Source organism: Marinobacter metalliresistant (assembly GCF_038098645.1).
GTDB lineage: Bacteria > Pseudomonadota > Gammaproteobacteria > Pseudomonadales > Oleiphilaceae > Marinobacter > Marinobacter metalliresistant.
Genome location: NZ_CP101118.1, coordinates 3231461 through 3246504, shown reverse-complemented (window position 1 = coordinate 3246504; position 15044 = coordinate 3231461). Strand labels below are relative to the sequence as shown.

At 58.6% G+C, this 15044-nt stretch carries 15 protein-coding genes; 9 read left to right on the top strand and 6 right to left on the bottom strand.

The features are described from left to right. Window positions 1-4 precede the first annotated feature (4 nt). Complete coding sequence (locus tag NLK58_RS15165) at window positions 5-1252, top strand: molybdopterin-binding protein (RefSeq protein ID WP_341581226.1); 1248 nt, start codon at window positions 5-7, stop codon at window positions 1250-1252. On the opposite strand, the gene NLK58_RS15160 is transcribed toward NLK58_RS15165, so the two are convergent. The 4 genes from NLK58_RS15160 to NLK58_RS15145 are packed head-to-tail and all read right to left on the bottom strand — an operon-like array spanning window position 1253 to window position 5271. Continuing rightward, on the bottom strand, window positions 1253-1729 hold the full coding sequence (locus NLK58_RS15160; RefSeq protein WP_341581225.1) for a DUF6505 family protein: 477 nt from the start codon (window positions 1727-1729) through the stop codon (window positions 1253-1255). Then, window positions 1726-2430 carry a biotin/lipoate--protein ligase family protein gene (locus tag NLK58_RS15155; protein ID WP_341581224.1) on the bottom strand — a complete coding sequence of 235 codons (705 nt, stop codon included), beginning with the start codon at window positions 2428-2430 and terminating at the stop codon, window positions 1726-1728. Before NLK58_RS15155 ends, NLK58_RS15160 begins: the two co-directional genes overlap by 4 nt. Then, window positions 2427-3272 carry an Mrp/NBP35 family ATP-binding protein gene (locus NLK58_RS15150; protein ID WP_341581223.1) on the bottom strand — a complete coding sequence of 282 codons (846 nt, stop codon included), beginning with the start codon at window positions 3270-3272 and terminating at the stop codon, window positions 2427-2429. The genes NLK58_RS15155 and NLK58_RS15150 overlap by 4 nt, the downstream gene beginning before the upstream one ends. A gap of 19 nt (window positions 3273-3291) precedes the next feature. Continuing rightward, on the bottom strand, window positions 3292-5271 hold the full coding sequence (locus NLK58_RS15145) for a 4Fe-4S binding protein (RefSeq protein ID WP_341581222.1): 1980 nt from the start codon (window positions 5269-5271) through the stop codon (window positions 3292-3294). A 140-nt stretch (window positions 5272-5411) separates the two neighbouring features. Between NLK58_RS15145 and NLK58_RS15140 the strand changes: the two genes are divergently transcribed. From NLK58_RS15140 to NLK58_RS15105, 8 genes are all read left to right on the top strand, one after another. Further along, window positions 5412-5990, top strand: coding sequence for a DUF3305 domain-containing protein (locus NLK58_RS15140; protein ID WP_341581221.1), 579 nt, complete (start codon window positions 5412-5414; stop codon window positions 5988-5990). Next, window positions 5990-6595, top strand: a complete 606-nt coding sequence (locus NLK58_RS15135) for a DUF3306 domain-containing protein (protein ID WP_341581220.1) — start codon at window positions 5990-5992, stop codon at window positions 6593-6595. Before NLK58_RS15140 ends, NLK58_RS15135 begins: the two co-directional genes overlap by 1 nt. Window positions 6596-6685: 90 nt before the next feature. Next, window positions 6686-7297 carry a molecular chaperone TorD family protein gene (locus NLK58_RS15130; RefSeq protein ID WP_341581219.1) on the top strand — a complete coding sequence of 204 codons (612 nt, stop codon included), beginning with the start codon at window positions 6686-6688 and terminating at the stop codon, window positions 7295-7297. A 323-nt stretch (window positions 7298-7620) separates the two neighbouring features. Continuing rightward, window positions 7621-10506 (top strand): formate dehydrogenase subunit alpha, encoded by a 2886-nt coding sequence (locus NLK58_RS15125; protein WP_341581218.1) that lies wholly within the window; start codon window positions 7621-7623, stop codon window positions 10504-10506. 15 nt (window positions 10507-10521) lie between these two features. After that, window positions 10522-11130: a formate dehydrogenase FDH3 subunit beta gene (fdh3B, locus tag NLK58_RS15120; RefSeq protein ID WP_008177277.1), complete on the top strand. Its 609-nt coding sequence runs from the start codon at window positions 10522-10524 to the stop codon at window positions 11128-11130. A gap of 87 nt (window positions 11131-11217) precedes the next feature. Further along, window positions 11218-12390, top strand: a complete 1173-nt coding sequence (locus NLK58_RS15115) for a formate dehydrogenase subunit gamma (RefSeq protein WP_008177275.1) — start codon at window positions 11218-11220, stop codon at window positions 12388-12390. After that, window positions 12387-12512 carry a hypothetical protein gene (locus tag NLK58_RS15110; RefSeq protein WP_341581217.1) on the top strand — a complete coding sequence of 42 codons (126 nt, stop codon included), beginning with the start codon at window positions 12387-12389 and terminating at the stop codon, window positions 12510-12512. The genes NLK58_RS15115 and NLK58_RS15110 overlap by 4 nt, the downstream gene beginning before the upstream one ends. Next, window positions 12490-12744 carry a sulfurtransferase TusA family protein gene (locus tag NLK58_RS15105; protein WP_341581216.1) on the top strand — a complete coding sequence of 85 codons (255 nt, stop codon included), beginning with the start codon at window positions 12490-12492 and terminating at the stop codon, window positions 12742-12744. Before NLK58_RS15110 ends, NLK58_RS15105 begins: the two co-directional genes overlap by 23 nt. A 16-nt stretch (window positions 12745-12760) precedes the next feature. On the opposite strand, the gene NLK58_RS20650 is transcribed toward NLK58_RS15105, so the two are convergent. Both NLK58_RS20650 and NLK58_RS15100 read right to left on the bottom strand, forming a co-directional pair. After that, window positions 12761-13009, bottom strand: coding sequence for a transposase (locus NLK58_RS20650; RefSeq protein WP_376788094.1), 249 nt, complete (start codon window positions 13007-13009; stop codon window positions 12761-12763). A gap of 815 nt (window positions 13010-13824) precedes the next feature. Continuing rightward, on the bottom strand, window positions 13825-15000 hold the full coding sequence (locus NLK58_RS15100; protein ID WP_341581215.1) for a benzoate/H(+) symporter BenE family transporter: 1176 nt from the start codon (window positions 14998-15000) through the stop codon (window positions 13825-13827). Between the last annotated feature and the right edge of the window lie 44 nt (window positions 15001-15044).

Here is a 15044-nt window from a genome sequence, read left to right as displayed (position 1 = left end):
AGCTATGAACCCGCTTCGTAACGACTGTTTTGCCCTGCCCCCCGGGGTGGACTGGACGCCGGTAGACGAGGCCCTGGAGCGGCTACGTTCACGCTTGCATCCTGTGGTGGGTGTGGATCGCGCTGTCCCGCTGTCACAGGTGAATGGCCGGATACTGGCGAGCGACGTCCATGCGCCTCGCGCTCACCCTCCAAGCAACAACTCGGCGGTCGATGGCTATGCCTTTGCAGGACCGCTAACCGAGGTGCCCTGCGCCCTGCCTCTGGTTGATGGCCGCAGTGCCGCCGGAGAGCCGTACATGGGGCATGTACCCGGGGGCCATGCTATCCGGATTCTGACCGGTGCGGTGATTCCGGCCGGCACGGATACGGTGGTGCTGGAAGAGGACTGCGAGGTCACAGAGGGAAAGCTGCACCTGAACGGCACATTAAAAGCCGGCGCCAACACACGCAAAGCCGGAGAGGACATCAAGGTGCAGGATCGGATTCTTGCCGCGGGTACCCGCCTGTCGCCGACTCAGATTTCGGTCCTCGCCAGCGTCGGTGTCGGGTCGGTGGATGTGTATCAGCGGCTGCGCGTCGGCGTCCTGTCCACGGGGGATGAAGTGAAGCCGGTTGGTTCAGCGGTCACCGACTGGCAGATCTATGACGCGAACCGCCCGATGCTGAGTGCTCTGGTGGCGCAGCTTGGCTATCAACTGGTGGACCTGGGCCATGCGCTGGACCGGGCCGAGGATGTGAAGGCGGCGCTGGAGCGCGGCGCTGAACAGTGCGACCTGATCCTGACCAGCGGCGGCGTTTCTGCCGGGGACGAGGACCATGTGTCGAAAACGCTGAAGGCCCATGGTGACATCAGCAACTGGCGCATCGCGATCAAACCGGGCCGGCCCCTGGCACTGGCCATGTTCCAGGGCACACCCGTGGTGGGCTTGCCGGGTAATCCGGTTGCCGCCTGGGTCTGCGCGCTGCGCTTTGGCGCTCCGGCGATGGCGCTGTTGGCAGGGGGTGAGTGGTTCGAACCTCAGGGCTATGCCGTGCCCGCCAACTTTACCAAGAACAAGAAGCCCGGGCGCAGCGAGATGTTGCGCGCCCGGGTCCGCAACGGGCAGGTTGAGGTCTTCGGCTCTGAGGGATCGGGCAGGGTGACCGGTCTGGCCTGGTCCGAGGGCCTGGTGGAACTGGATGAGGGCGCCGGGCAGATAGAGCCGGGAACCCCTGTGCGGTTTATTCCCTACGGCAGCTTCGGGTTGTGATTACTCGTAGCTGCCGTGGACGGCAAAGGCTTCCAACGAAGCATCCTGCGGCGCCCGGCTCTGGTAGGTTTCCTCAACACCCAACTCGGTCAGCCGGCGGCTGACCATCAGCAGGGTGTTGTCCTCAAAATCCTCACACATGCTGCGCATCTGGTCGATTTCGTCGCAGGCGACAGGATAGGCGGCGTCGATATCCGGCGCACCGTACACCTCCACAAAGGTTTGAGCCAGGGTCTGACGCAGCCGCTCCAGTTCGGCCCCGGTAATGTCGCACACGCCCACAAAACTGGCGCGGCCACCGGATTCGATGCTGTACCAACCGTTACTGAAGGCCTGCCGAGCCTTGCCCTTCAGATCCGCTTCGGTCCAGTTGGAGAATTCAAATCCGCCCGAGATGGCCCATTCGCCGCTGGCGGCCGGCACTTCAAACACATTGTCATCGGAGATATCCAGTCGCAGGGTTCGGGCCAGTTTCATAGGTGCTCCGCGAATTCAATCAGACTCACTGTCTCGGTCATAACACCCTGACGCAACAGCATCCGGCCTTTTTCATCCAGGCCGACAAACACACCGGACCGGGGCTGGCTGATCGTCTCGCCCAGGGTGTCGCAGCGTGGCCGCCACTCGTTGTGTACGCGCGCGAATCCGCTGTCCATAAAGTAGGTCAGCCACAGCAGGGTGTGTCTGGACCAGCTTTCCAGCAGCGCCATGGGGGTGATATCGACGCAACCTTCCTCATACAGACAGGTTTGATTCGGGTTTTCGCCCGGCTCGCCGCCCAGATGCATGAAGGGCACCTCAATGCCAATGACCAGCCAGTCAGGATGGGCTTTCGGATCCGACACATCCGCTGCAAAGCGAACGCCGCCGCAGACCGCGCCATTGACCTTGATCCGGTCAGGCCATGCAAAGTGAACGGGCACTTCGGGCGGGGCCAGCGCGCCCAGACTTTCGGCCAGGCCTATCTGGGCAACGTAGACGGCCTGAATAGCCTCCTCCAGAGGCGTTTCCGGCGCCAGCACCAGGGCCGCGCGCAAGGTATCAACCGCCTCGGAGTAAAAAATCGTGCCTGAATCGACCCCTGCGATGGCCCGGCTGACGGCCTTATCAAAGGGATCCGTGTGTTTGGGCAGCGCTTTGCCCGTGAATAGCGGCGGAAATTGAGGTGACTCGCTCATTCGGTAGCCCTGGCGTAGACATCAGAGGCGACAAGCTCATCGGCGATGCGCTGGAAGGCCTTGGCCTGGGGGCTATCCGGCTTTGACACCACAATCGGAACGCCACCGTCCGAACCGACACGGATATCCAGATCGAGTGGGATTTCACCGAGGAAGGGCGCTCCAAGCTTTTGCGCCTCAGCCCGGGCGCCGCCGGATCCAAAGGGGTGGTGTTCTTTGCCGCAGCCATCACAGACAAAAGATGCCATGTTTTCGATCAAGCCAAATAGCGGCACGTCCATCCGGTTGAACATGTCAATGCCTTTGCGCGCGTCCATCAGGGCAATGTCCTGGGGTGTCGAGACCACAACCGCGCCTGCCACAAAGAATTTCTGGCTCAGGGTCATCTGGACGTCACCGGTGCCCGGGGGCAGGTCCACCAGCAGCACGTCCAGCCTGCCCCAGTCCACCTGGTTCATCATCTGTTGCAGGGCGCCCATCAGCATGGGGCCACGCCAGACGATGGCTTCGTCATCCGGGGCCATCAGGCCCAGGGACATCAGGGTTACGCCATGATTGCGCAGGGGCAGGATGGTATGTCCGTCGGGGCTGGACGGGCGACCTGAAACACCCAGCATACGGGGCTGGCTGGGCCCGTAGACGTCGGCGTCCAACAGACCCACCTTAAGACCTTTCGAGGCCAGCGCGACAGCCAGATTGGACGCCACCGTGGACTTGCCCACGCCGCCTTTGCCCGAGGCGATGGCGATGATGCGATCAATGCCCTTCGGGTTTCTGTCCTGTGGCCGGGGCGCGTCGGTACCGATCAGGTTTGGTCGCGCTGCGTCTGTGTATTGAACCATGTTGTGTCCTGTTTAATGTTTAGCTGTCCAGGTAGTCGTCACTGGTGCGAACCCGGGGACGCTCGCCCCCCGCCATGGGCGCGTTCTCGCCGTGGAACTGGGCTTTGACCCGACAGTCGTCACACATCTTGATGAGCTGAACGTTGTCAGAGTTCTTGTACATCCAGTGCTGGTTTTCCAGTTTTTCAACGATTCGGTTAATGGTGCTCGCGACGCCAAACGGAGTGCCGCATTTGATGCATTCGAAGGGGTCCTCGCCATGCAATGTCCGGGCACTCAGGGCGTCCTTCGACAAGTCCAGCCGGGGTTTGAGGGTAATGGCCGTCTCAGGGCAGGTGCTTTTGCAGACGCCGCATTGAACGCAGGCGTTTTCCGTGAACCGAACCTCAGGCCGGTCCGGATGGTCGCCAAGGGCACCGGTGGGACACAGCGATACGCAGGCCAGACAAAGCGTGCATTTGTCGGAATTGATTTCGATCGCGCCGTAAGGTGCGCCCGCTGGCAGGGGGATCGGCGCTTCGAGCTTGTCCGCCATCGCGCCGACGGTCACCCGCGTGATGTCACGGCGGCCTCCGACCAGCAGTACCGGTTCGCTCACTCGCCCGGCGTTGTCGCCGGCGTTGCAGAGTTCGATGGCGGAAATAATCCGCACCCGGCTGGGGGAGTTATGAGTACCTTTGAGCATGGCCTGGGCCAGTTCAACTTCCGGAGCCACCGCCCGGCGGTCTATCTCGTTGTCGGCAAGGATCAACACTTCGGCGTAGCCCGCGCCCAACGCGGCCATTATCTCGGCATGGCCGACCCGGTCTGTATTCTCCAGCCCCAGCGGAATCAGATCATCCGCCAGCCCATCGTCATATCGAGCCAGGTAGGCGATGGCATCACCACCCGTTTTCAACGTGTGAAAAACCAGACGCGGGGCTTCATTGGCATGTTCGCGATAAACCCTCGCCATGACATCCATGGCTTTGACCAGAGCCTCGAACGGGGTTTCGTTCATGGTCACCGCAGACGTGGGGCAGACCGCCGCACAGGACCCGCAACCAGCGCAAATATCCGAATCGATCTGGATATGGTCCCCGGCGGAAAAAATAGCCTCGGTGCAGCAGGCGTCCAGGCAACGGGTACAACCGGTCCTGTTCGCCCGGGAGTGGGCGCAGAGCGAGGTTTCCAGCTTGAAATAGACCGTTTTCTCAAACTCACCCACCCGGTCCCGGGCAGTCAGGGCAATGCGCTCCAGCTCTCCGGTTTTGGTCGGATCAGCCCAGAAGTAGCCGTTGCGTTTTTGATGACTGGGAAACGCGGGACCAACACCGCGCAGGTCGATAAACACGTCGCACTCGCTCCGGGCGGTGGCCTTAACCTCGCCATAACCCAGTGCACCGCGACCGGCGGGATTCAGGGTCTGCAACTGGGCAAATTCCAGTTTGAAGTTGCCCAGCGCGCCATAAGCCCCCGTCAGTTGCCCCCTGGCCACATCGTAAGCAGCGGAGGGTAGCTGTATCGGGCCTGCATCATTAACGATACAGGTGACGCCCAGCTCGTCCTGGACCAGCTCGGCCATCCTGATGGCCTGCTCGGTGGGGCCGACAATGCAGCATACACCGCTGGACTGAATGGTTTTTGCGGGTGCCATGGGAGCGGGCAGCTGGGCCGCGGCGATCAAGGCCGCCTGCTTGGCATGTAAACGCCCGGGCTTCGCGCTGGCGGCACTCCAGCCGGCGCGATCCCGAATGTCGATGGTACTGAACGGCGCGCAGTGCTGAATCCCAGCGTATACGTCCTCACCCAGGCGCTCGAATAAAGCGGCCTGCTGGCCACAGGCTATGAGCAATTCGTTACTGGCGCCCAGATGATCAGCGGCAGTCTTCATATCGTTGCCGCACAGTTGATCCACCGCGATCACCTGCCCAGCTGCCGCGGCCGTCCGCAGTGCCTCTGGATCAAAGGACTGTGTTTTGTCGCAGGTACATAACAGTAGGGTCTTGTGTGCCGTCATCAGGAATTCGACTCTTTTCGTTGTTGTTATGCGTATACGTATCGGTTCGCTTTTTGAGCATGCCACAGCTATTTACTTTTGGACAATTGGATAATCGTTCGGGCCCTGCTAGTTTTAAGCTATAACAGAAGAGACATGCCATGAGTAGTCGTACAGATCATTGGAAACGCGAATTACAAGTCGGCGCCGTCGTTCGCCGGTCACCCGGCGTAACCCGGTGGGCGCGGGACATCTGGAAGCCAGTAGCCCTTATACCGGGGGCTCCGGAGGCATTCTGGAAAGAGCTGGTCCGCGAGGGCGAGGTGGTCGATTACCACGCAGGCACCGTGGCAATGGAATTATTTCGCGCCGATGTAGAGGGTTACCTTGTATCTTTGAATATGATCGTTCCCTCCGTCTGGGTCATATTGGATAAGGACCAGTCCAATCGGTCTCCTTCAGGGTGGGTTGTCAGCACCATTACCGCCAGTGCCCATGAGGCGCTGGATGCCCTGGATAGTGGCGAGAGCATCGTCGAAGCGGTTCCGATTCCCGAGTCCCTGGCGGCCTGGATCAAAGAGTTTATCGACATGCACTATATCGAGGAGCCTTTCAAAAAGCGTCGTCGTGACGAGATCCGTGTCGATGGTATCGAGGACGCCAAAGGCGATCCGCGTATTCGTCAGCAAAGCGATGTTTATCGTGCCCCTTCCAACATTAAGAAGCCGAGAGTCCAGTGATGACTGAGTCACGTCTACAGCGCTGGTCGCGCAGAAAAACCGAAGCCGGCAGAAAAACTGAGCCCGCACCTCCTTCGACTGCCGAGTCCGGGCCGTCTCCCGAAGCACAGGAGCTCGCTCGGAATGAAGCCCTGCCGGAGCAAGAGGTGCTGGAGAAGTACGGCTTGCCGGATCCGGATACCATCGGGCTGGGTACCGACATCGCTGGATTCATGGGCAAGGAGATTCCTGACTACTTGCGCCGCAAGGCCCTGCGCGCGCTCTGGAAATCCAACCCCGTGCTGGCGGTGCTGGATGGCCTTAATGACTATGACGAAGATTTCACCGACGCCGGAACCGCGGTCAGTGGCGCTAAGACCCTTTACAAGGTGGGCCAGGGCCTGATCGATAAAACCAAAAAGCTTGATGAGCAACTCGAAAACCGGATCAAGGCGCAGGCCGAAGACCCGGAACCGATTGAGTCTGAAGGGGCTATGGAAGAGCCGGAGCCCGGGGTTGCTGTTGAGCTGCCGCCCGGTCCCGGCAGCCTTGAACCGGTCGTTGGCGAAGCTGAGCCAGAACCCGAACCTGAACCGCGCTATCGCCCCCGGATGCGTTTTGAATAGCCATGTTCGGGAGCAGGTTGCGCCCGGGTCCGATCAGAGCTATAAAGGTTGATAGCGCAAAAATCAAACAATAATACTAAGGACTGAGACTTGGTCAACACTGCTGAAGTTCAGTGCCCTCGCTCGATCAGCGACGAAGATCGCGCGCGAGCCCAAATTTACCAATTGCTGGGCGTCTTGCTGGGTGACCCACCTTCGAGAGAGCTGCTTCAGGGACTGGCATCCTTGCAGGGTGACAGTACCGCTCTGGGCGTCGCCGCGAAAAACCTGGCTGCGCTTGCCGAGCGCACCACGCCTTATGATGCCGAGCGGGAGTATAACAACCTGTTCGTTGGAGTCGGCCGCGGGGAACTGCTGCCGTACGCCAGTTATTACCTGACCGGTTTTCTGAACGAGAAGCCCCTTGCGGACTTGCGTACCGATCTGATGGCCCGGGGTGTCACGGCCAGTGACGACGTTAAAGAGCCTGAGGATCATATAGGCACGCTGTGTGAAATCATGGCGGGCATCATCACCGGCGAGTTCGTGTGTGACAGTGATTTGTCGTCACAGAAAGCTTTTTTTGACGCGCACTTGGCAAAGTGGGCGGCGTTGTTTTTTACCGATTTAGAAGAAGCGCAATCCGCGATCTTCTACGCGCCTGTGGGCTCGCTGGGGCGGGCTTTCATGATCGTAGAGGCCGAGGCATTTGCGATTCAATAACCGGGATCTGCCCGATCCCTTTAACTCAGGTGGAGGTGTCCTGTGGATAACCCAAAGTGTGAAAACAGCCGTCGCCGTTTCCTGCGGATGGCAGCCGCGGCAGCTCCGGCTGCCGTCGCAGTGGCAGTTGCACCGAACGCCGCAGCCGAGGTCGTCAAAAAAGACGCCCCTGAAAGCCGCGGTCTCCGTGACACTGAGCACACACGTAAATATTTCGAATCGGCTCGCTTTTGAGGAAGCGTGAATCATTCAAGGTTGCGTGATGCTCTTGGATGATCACACCTCCGGGAAAACGAGAATAAAAAAAGAGAGAGGTATGTGACATGTTACGAAAGAAGACCAACGGGGTAGCGAAAGGCCCCCGTGCGGGATCTTTACTTTCATCCCTCGCTGCCAGCACGATGGACCGTCGTGGGTTTCTGACGGCCTCCGGTGTCGCAGTGGGTGGCCTGGCGGCGTTGTCGCTGACATCTACCCGCGTCAAGGCCGCGGCCCCGTCGACGGCGGGTGGCGAAGTCGTTCGCAAAAAGTCAGTGTGCCCGCACTGCGCGGTAGGCTGTACGGTCGAGGCTGAAGTCCAGAATGGCGTATGGACGGGCCAGGAACCTGGCTGGGACAGCCCCATTAACCTGGGTGCCCACTGCGCCAAGGGCGCATCGGTGCGCGAGAGTGCGCACAACGAGCGCCGCCTGAAGTACCCGATGAAAATGGTCGGCGGCCAGTGGCAGAAGATCTCCTGGGACCAGGCGATCAACGAAATCGGCGACAAGATGTTGCAAATCCGCGAAGAGAGCGGCCCCGATTCGGTCTATTGGCTAGGCAGTGCGAAGTTCAACAACGAACAGGCGTATCTGTACCGTAAATTTGCCGCCTACTGGGGCACCAACAACGTCGATCACCAGGCCCGGATCTGTCACTCAACCACGGTCGCCGGCGTAGCGAATACCTGGGGCTACGGTGCGATGACCAACTCGTTCAACGACATCCACAACTCCAAGGCCATCTTCATAATCGGGGGCAACCCCGCCGAAGCGCACCCGGTGTCGCTGCTGCATGTCCTGAAAGCCAAGGAAGAAAACAACGCGCCGCTCATCGTCTGCGATCCGCGCTTCACGCGCACCGCGGCCCATGCCGATGAGTTTGTTCGCCTCCGGCCGGGTACCGATGTCGCACTGATCTGGGGCCTCCTGTGGCACATCTTTGAAAACGGCTGGGAAGACAAAGAATACATCCGCACCAGAGTGTGGGGGATGGACGACATCCGTAAAGAGGTGAAGCGCTGGAACCCGGCAGAGGTTGAGCGTGTAACCGGTGCGCCCGGAGGGCAGCTTGAGCGCGTTGCGCGTACCCTGGTTAACAACCGCCCGGGCACTGTTATCTGGTGTATGGGTGGTACCCAGCACTCCAATGGCAACAACAATACCCGCGCATACTGCATACTGCAGCTGGCGCTGGGGAACATCGGTGTTTCCGGCGGCGGTACCAACATCTTCCGCGGACACGACAACGTGCAGGGTGCCACTGATCTGGGCGTCCTGGCCGATACCCTGCCCGGCTACTACGGCCTGACTGCAGGCTCATGGGCCCACTGGGCACGGGTCTGGGAGGAAGATCTGGACTGGCTCAAGGGTCGGTTTGCCGTGTGGGACAAAAACGGCAAGTCCAAAGCCATGATGAACGAGAAGGGGATTCCGGTGTCGCGCTGGATCGACGGTGTTCTGGAAGCCAAGGAAAACCTGGGGCAGCCCGATAATACCCGAGCCATGGTTCTGTGGGGCCACGCGCCCAACTCGCAGACCCGCATGCTTGAAATGAAAGACGCCATGGAAAAGCTGGACATGCTGGTCGTCGTGGACCCCTTCCCAACCGTTTCAGCGGTGCTGCATGATCGCAAGGATGGCGCCTACCTGCTGCCAACGACCACCCAGTTCGAGACCTATGGCTCAGTAACCGCTTCGAACCGGTCGCTTCAATGGCGCGAAAAGGTTGTCGAGCCACTGTTCGACTCGAAAGTCGATCACGAGATCATGAAGCTGTTTGCCGACAAGTTCGGTTTCACCGATCGCATGTTCCGCAATATTGCGATTGAAGGCGACGAGCCGTTGATTGAGGACATCACTCGCGAATTCAACCGCGGTATGTGGACCATCGGCTACACCGGCCAATCGCCCGAACGCCTGAAGAAACACATGCAGTACCAGCACCACTTCGACAAGACCAGCCTGCGTGCGGTAGGTGGACCCTGTGATGGTGATTTCTACGGTCTGCCGTGGCCATCCTGGGGCACGCCGGAAATGAACCATCCGGGAACGGCGAACCTGTACGATATGTCCCTGCCGGTGTCCCAGGGCGGCCTCACCTTCCGTGCCCGGTTTGGCGTCGAGCGCAACGGCGAGAGCCTGCTTGCTGACGGCGTTTACTCGAAAAACTCCGAGATCAAGGACGGGTATCCGGAGTTTACCATGCAGATGCTGATGGACCTGGGCTGGGACAAGGACCTGACGGCCGAGGAGCGTGCCACTATTGATGCGATTGCGGGTCCCGAGACCAACTGGAAGACCGATCTTTCAGGCGGAATCCAGCGTGTCGCCATCAAGCACGAGTGTGCCCCCTTTGGTAACGCCAAGGCGCGCACGGTGGTCTGGAACTTCCCGGACCCGGTGCCAATTCACCGTGAACCGCTCTACACCCCGCGTCGGGACCTGGTCAAGGACTACCCCACTTATGAGGATAAGCATTTCTGGCGCGTGCCAACCTTGTACGAGTCCATTCAGAAGAAGGACTTCAGCAAGGACTTCCCCATCATTCTGACCTCAGGCCGACTGGTTGAGTATGAGGGTGGTGGTGATGAATCCCGTTCAAACGCCTGGCTGGCGGAACTGCAGCAGGACATGTTCATCGAGGTGAATCCGCGCGACGCGAACAACCTGAACATTCGTGACGGCAGGGACGTCTGGGTTTCCGGCCCCGAAGGCGGGCGCATCCGGGTGAAGGCAATGGTCACCGAGCGCGTTGGCGAAGGCGTGGCCTTTATGCCCTTCCACTTTGGCGGACATCTGGAAGGCAAAGACCTGAGGGACAAGTACCCCAAAGGTGCCGACCCCATAGTCCTCGGCGAATCCACTAACACGATTCAGACATATGGGTATGACTCGGTCACGCAGATGCAAGAGACCAAGGCCACCCTGTGCGCGATTATGCCGGCATAACAAGAGGTGTAGATCATGGCACTTGAAGGAAAAGCACGCGCAAAATTCCTGGTCGATGCCGAACGCTGCATCGAATGTAATGCTTGCGTAACGGCCTGTAAGAATGAGAATGAAGTCCCCTGGGGTATCAACCGCCGGCGCGTGGTGACCATCGGAGATGGTAAGCCTGGCGAACGCTCGATCTCGGTAGCTTGCATGCACTGTTCAGACGCGCCTTGTATGGCCGTTTGCCCTGTGGATGTCTTCTACCAGACCGAAGACGGTATCGTGTTGCACTCCAAGGATCTGTGTATTGGTTGTGGGTATTGTTTTTATGCCTGCCCCTTCGGTGCGCCTCAGTTCCCCCAGGCGGGCAACTTTGGCAGCCGGGGCAAGATGGACAAATGCACGTTCTGTGCAGGCGGCCCTGAAGAAGACAATTCAACAGCCGAGTTCACCAAGTACGGCCGCAACCGCATTGCCGAGGGCAAGCTGCCAATCTGCGCGGAGATGTGCTCAACCAAGGCGCTGCTGGCCGGTGATGGCAGCGAGGTGGCGGACATCTATCGCCAGCGTGTGGTGAGCCGTGGTTTCGGTTCCGGCGCCTGGGGATGGGGCACGGCCTATGGGAAGAAGGTCCCTTAAGCCCGCCATGAGTTTCGGGCCCCCCCGGGCCCCGCAAAACTCATGGCGGCAACGAACTCTTCTTCTTGATTCTTTTGGGGTGCTCGCATGAAGCGTAAGTTGTTAGGTGCTGTCGTCCTTGCACTGGCGACACTGGTGTTTAATCCTGTCTGGGCGCAAGAGGCCCCCGCGGTTGATCGCACGTCTACCGGGGGTGCTCAAACCCTGGAAGACATCCTGGCTCGTCAAAAACAGTTGGAAATTGACGAGTCTTTTCGCTCGGAAAACCTGGGTAATCCTGCCAATGCGGCACCGATCAGTGGTCGACTCGGCACCCTGGGAGGGCGCTCGGATTCCGACATCTATCGTGCCATTCGATACAACAAGATTGACCCCAGTACCCAGGCCCGGGGGCCTGCCGCTGACGTCCTGATCCAGGACGGAGGCATACCCTGGTACAAGTTACGAGAGGGGCCGGTCATCACTTACGGTGGCAGTGCAATCCTGGCTATCATTGCGCTACTGGCAGTGTTCTATTTTGTGCGCGGAAGAATCAAAATCACAGGCGGCCCTGCGGGCACCACGGTTGAACGATTCAAAGCCATCGAACGATTTGGTCACTGGCTGTTGGCGGGCTCGTTTGTCGCATTAGCTATAACGGGGTTAATCACCTTGATGGGTCGCAGTTTCCTCATTCCGGTTATGGGGCCCGAGGCCTTTGCCACTCTGGCTGCCGGCTCCAAATGGCTTCACAACAACATTGCGTGGGCCTTTATGTTGGGGCTGGTGATGACCTTCTTCATGTGGGTGGCGCACAACATCCCCAACAAGCTCGATTGGCAGTGGCTCAAAGTGGGCGGCGGCATCTTCACCAACGCCCATCCGTCAGCGAGGAAGTTCAACGCCGGTCAGAAAATTGTTTTCTGGACCGTGATGTTGCTGGGTTTTTCAGTCTCGTTGTCGGGCCTGTCATTGTTGTTTCCGTTTGAAATTCCAATGTTTGCCAAGACGTTTGGCGTCGTGAACACTGTTTTGGGAACGGATTTGCCGACAGTGCTGACGCCGCACGAAGAGATGCAGTATGCCAACATCTGGCACTCTATCGTGGCGTTCGTGATGATGCTGGCCATCATTGCCCACATCTACATCGGCTCGGTCGGCATGGAAGGTGCCTTCGACGCTATGGGTAACGGCCAGGTTGATCTCGAATGGGCTCGTCAACACCACGACCTGTGGGTGGCCGAGGTCGAAGCCAAACAGGGCAAGGGAGGTTCATCATGAAGGTTATGATTTCCGCATTTATCGCAGCCCTGGTAATTGCCTCTCTCGCGCCACCAGTGCTGAACCAGTTCGGCTGGTCCTCCGCCGAGCAAACCAGCAGTGAGAGCGTCCGTCTTGACTGATCAGTCAACAGTACACCAGATCGATGCCGTCGGCCTGGTGTGCCCGCTCCCTATCTTACGTTTCAAAAAACGGACTCAGGGTTTGCCTAGCGGGACGCAGGTCGAGTTCCTGGCCGATGACCCCAGCGGCCGTCGGGATTTACAGGCCCTGTGCGAGATAACTGGTCACAGGATTGAATGGATCCGGGAGGAAGACTCGGGCGTCCTGCGTTATCGTATCTGTTTAGCATAATTGACGCTCGGGAAAGCTAAGGCGATGGAGGAGCAGGCGCCGATTTCACAACGCAGGGCCTGTTCACCAAGAGTCGGAGTTTGGAAGGTAGCCGGACGATCAGTTGCCGGGCCCGAATGGTCTCTTCTTTCCGATACAGTTTGGCGACCTGCCGAAGGGCCTTGATGGCCTGTTCCGGATGGTCCTTCTGGGCATCGATAAAGTAACGGCGGCTGTGCACCTTATCTGGTGTTCTTGATAAGGTGCACAGCCGCCGCAAGTACATCGAAGCGGCCAAGGCGGCGCCAGCCAGTAAAAAGGCAAAGACGCTGCTGGTTACCTCGCCCATTTGAGCTTGCGTACTTCACCTTTCCAGAACTTTTGCTTCTCCTCGGGCGTCACCAAACGACAAACACCGTGCTCTAGTTCCGCACTGACCAATAATACCTTGGGCCATTTTATCTGAGAGGTTGCAGTGCTCGCGGGCAAATTTTTTCATCGTTGTACGGTTTGGAAAGTCTTTAGTCTTAGAGAGCTTCAAGGCAAGGGAATCTCCCTCTTGATAAACCCTAGTATTCACGATGTCATACGCTGGCGACAACCATCCCTTACCTGTACTGGGGTCTTTATACAGCATGGCGAAGTTTTCAGATGAGCGCCCCGTTCCCTAACAGCACTGAGACGGATAAAGAGCGAAGGTAGCAGCCTTACTCCGGCCCGGGTGGCAGGCCGCACGTGGAATGGGGAGGCAACCTTCAGCGGTTTACGCAAAAATTGCCAACTGGGCAACTGGCTGACAGAGGGGGATGGTATAACAATGGATTGGTCAAACGGCGCCGTTGCGGCGAAACACAGCCGTCCATGCCTTTTACCTCATTCTACAGTGGCACCAGGCAGCCATTCGTTCAAACTCAGGGGGAGGAGCATTTCCTGGTCGGGCGGATATAGGCGGAAGATGGTTCCCGTCAGATTTCCTGCTGCTGGAGAATTTCCGTTCATTATGCCAGAAGGTGGCTCTTGCCGCGCAGACTCCAAGACACCTCGGAATTGATATTCTCTTTCCCAGGATGCCAAAGCATGGAAAGGGCAACGCCAATTCTATTATTTACTGCCGGTTTTGCCATTCAATACCATGTAGCAGCCGTAACCAATGACTACGCCCCAGAACGCGGATGACAGCCCGAATAAAGACATGCCCGACGCGGTAACGACAAATGTGATCAGCGACGCTTCCCGATGACTGGGCTCCTCCAGTGCGGAAAAAAGGTTACCCGCAATGGCGCCAAGTAACGCCAGTCCAGCAAGCACGGCAACAAATGCCGCCGGCAGTGACGTGAACAGACTGACGATAGTGCCGGCAAACAGGCCTCCCACCAAGTAGAAAACGCCATTAAACACGCCTGCAACGTAACGACGAGAAGGATCGTCATGGGCGTCCTTGCCGGTGCAGATGGCGGCCGTAATCGCAGCGACCACCGTAGTGATACCACCGAAAAACGCCATCGGTAGCGACACGATGCTGGTTACTCCGATGACCGGTTTGGCTTTGACCGGATAACCCGCACCTTGAAGGATGGCCATGCCAGGCAGGAACTGACCGGTCAGACTCACAAGCACCAGCGGAATGGCAAGGCTTAGGGTTGATCCCAATGTCCACTCCGGCTGGATGAATTGCGGAACCGCGATACTCCAGCGCACACCTGACAAGGACGCACCCTCCAAGACAACCGCAAGAGCCACACCGGAAATCAATAACAGTACCAGAGTGTATTTGGGGAACAGGCGGCGGAATACCACATAGGAAACCAGCATCCCGATGGCCAGAGTGGGTGTGGTTTCAATGGCGGTGAAAGCGCCCACACCAAACTGAAAGAGAATGCCCGCCATCATGCCGGCGGCAATGCCCTTGGGAATAGCACGAACAAATGTGTCGAAGCTGCCGGACACACCAATAATAAAGATGATGATCGCTGCCGTGATGTAAGCTCCTATGGCCTCGTTCAGGGACAGCTCCGGGAACAGTGCAACCAGCAACGCGGTGCCTGGCGCGGACCAGGCGGTCACCACCGGCGCTTTAAGCCATATCGAAAGTACAATTCCGGAGATCGCCGCGCCCATGGAGATCGCCCAGACCCAGGAGGTCATCATCTCCGTGGAGATGCCCGCGCTCGCTCCAGCCTGAAAAAAGATAGCCAGTGGCCCCGAGTAAGACACCAGCACAGCCAAAAAGCCGGCAACAACCGCCGGCAGGGAAAGGTCTTTCAGAAGTCTCGGCATAAGCGTGAATCCGGTATTGATTGTTGTAGATTCGGTTTATGATA

Bases quoted from the DNA above. Each gene is read 5' to 3' on its own strand.
- NLK58_RS15115 (WP_008177275.1), top strand. From the start codon at position 11,218: ATGAAGCGTAAGTTGTTAGGTGCTGTCGTCCTTGCACTGGCGACACTG.
- NLK58_RS15135 (WP_341581220.1), top strand. From the start codon at position 5,990: ATGACTGAGTCACGTCTACAGCGCTGGTCGCGCAGAAAAACCGAAGCC.
- NLK58_RS15145 (WP_341581222.1), bottom strand. From the start codon at position 5,271: ATGACGGCACACAAGACCCTACTGTTATGTACCTGCGACAAAACACAG.
- NLK58_RS15150 (WP_341581223.1), bottom strand. From the start codon at position 3,272: ATGGTTCAATACACAGACGCAGCGCGACCAAACCTGATCGGTACCGAC.
- NLK58_RS15100 (WP_341581215.1), bottom strand. From the start codon at position 15,000: ATGCCGAGACTTCTGAAAGACCTTTCCCTGCCGGCGGTTGTTGCCGGC.
- NLK58_RS15125 (WP_341581218.1), top strand. From the start codon at position 7,621: ATGTTACGAAAGAAGACCAACGGGGTAGCGAAAGGCCCCCGTGCGGGA.
- NLK58_RS15140 (WP_341581221.1), top strand. From the start codon at position 5,412: ATGAGTAGTCGTACAGATCATTGGAAACGCGAATTACAAGTCGGCGCC.
- NLK58_RS20650 (WP_376788094.1), bottom strand. From the start codon at position 13,009: ATGTACTTGCGGCGGCTGTGCACCTTATCAAGAACACCAGATAAGGTG.
- NLK58_RS15110 (WP_341581217.1), top strand. From the start codon at position 12,387: ATGAAGGTTATGATTTCCGCATTTATCGCAGCCCTGGTAATTGCCTCT.
- NLK58_RS15155 (WP_341581224.1), bottom strand. From the start codon at position 2,430: ATGAGCGAGTCACCTCAATTTCCGCCGCTATTCACGGGCAAAGCGCTG.
- NLK58_RS15165 (WP_341581226.1), top strand. From the start codon at position 5: ATGAACCCGCTTCGTAACGACTGTTTTGCCCTGCCCCCCGGGGTGGAC.
- fdh3B (WP_008177277.1), top strand. From the start codon at position 10,522: ATGGCACTTGAAGGAAAAGCACGCGCAAAATTCCTGGTCGATGCCGAA.
- NLK58_RS15160 (WP_341581225.1), bottom strand. From the start codon at position 1,729: ATGAAACTGGCCCGAACCCTGCGACTGGATATCTCCGATGACAATGTG.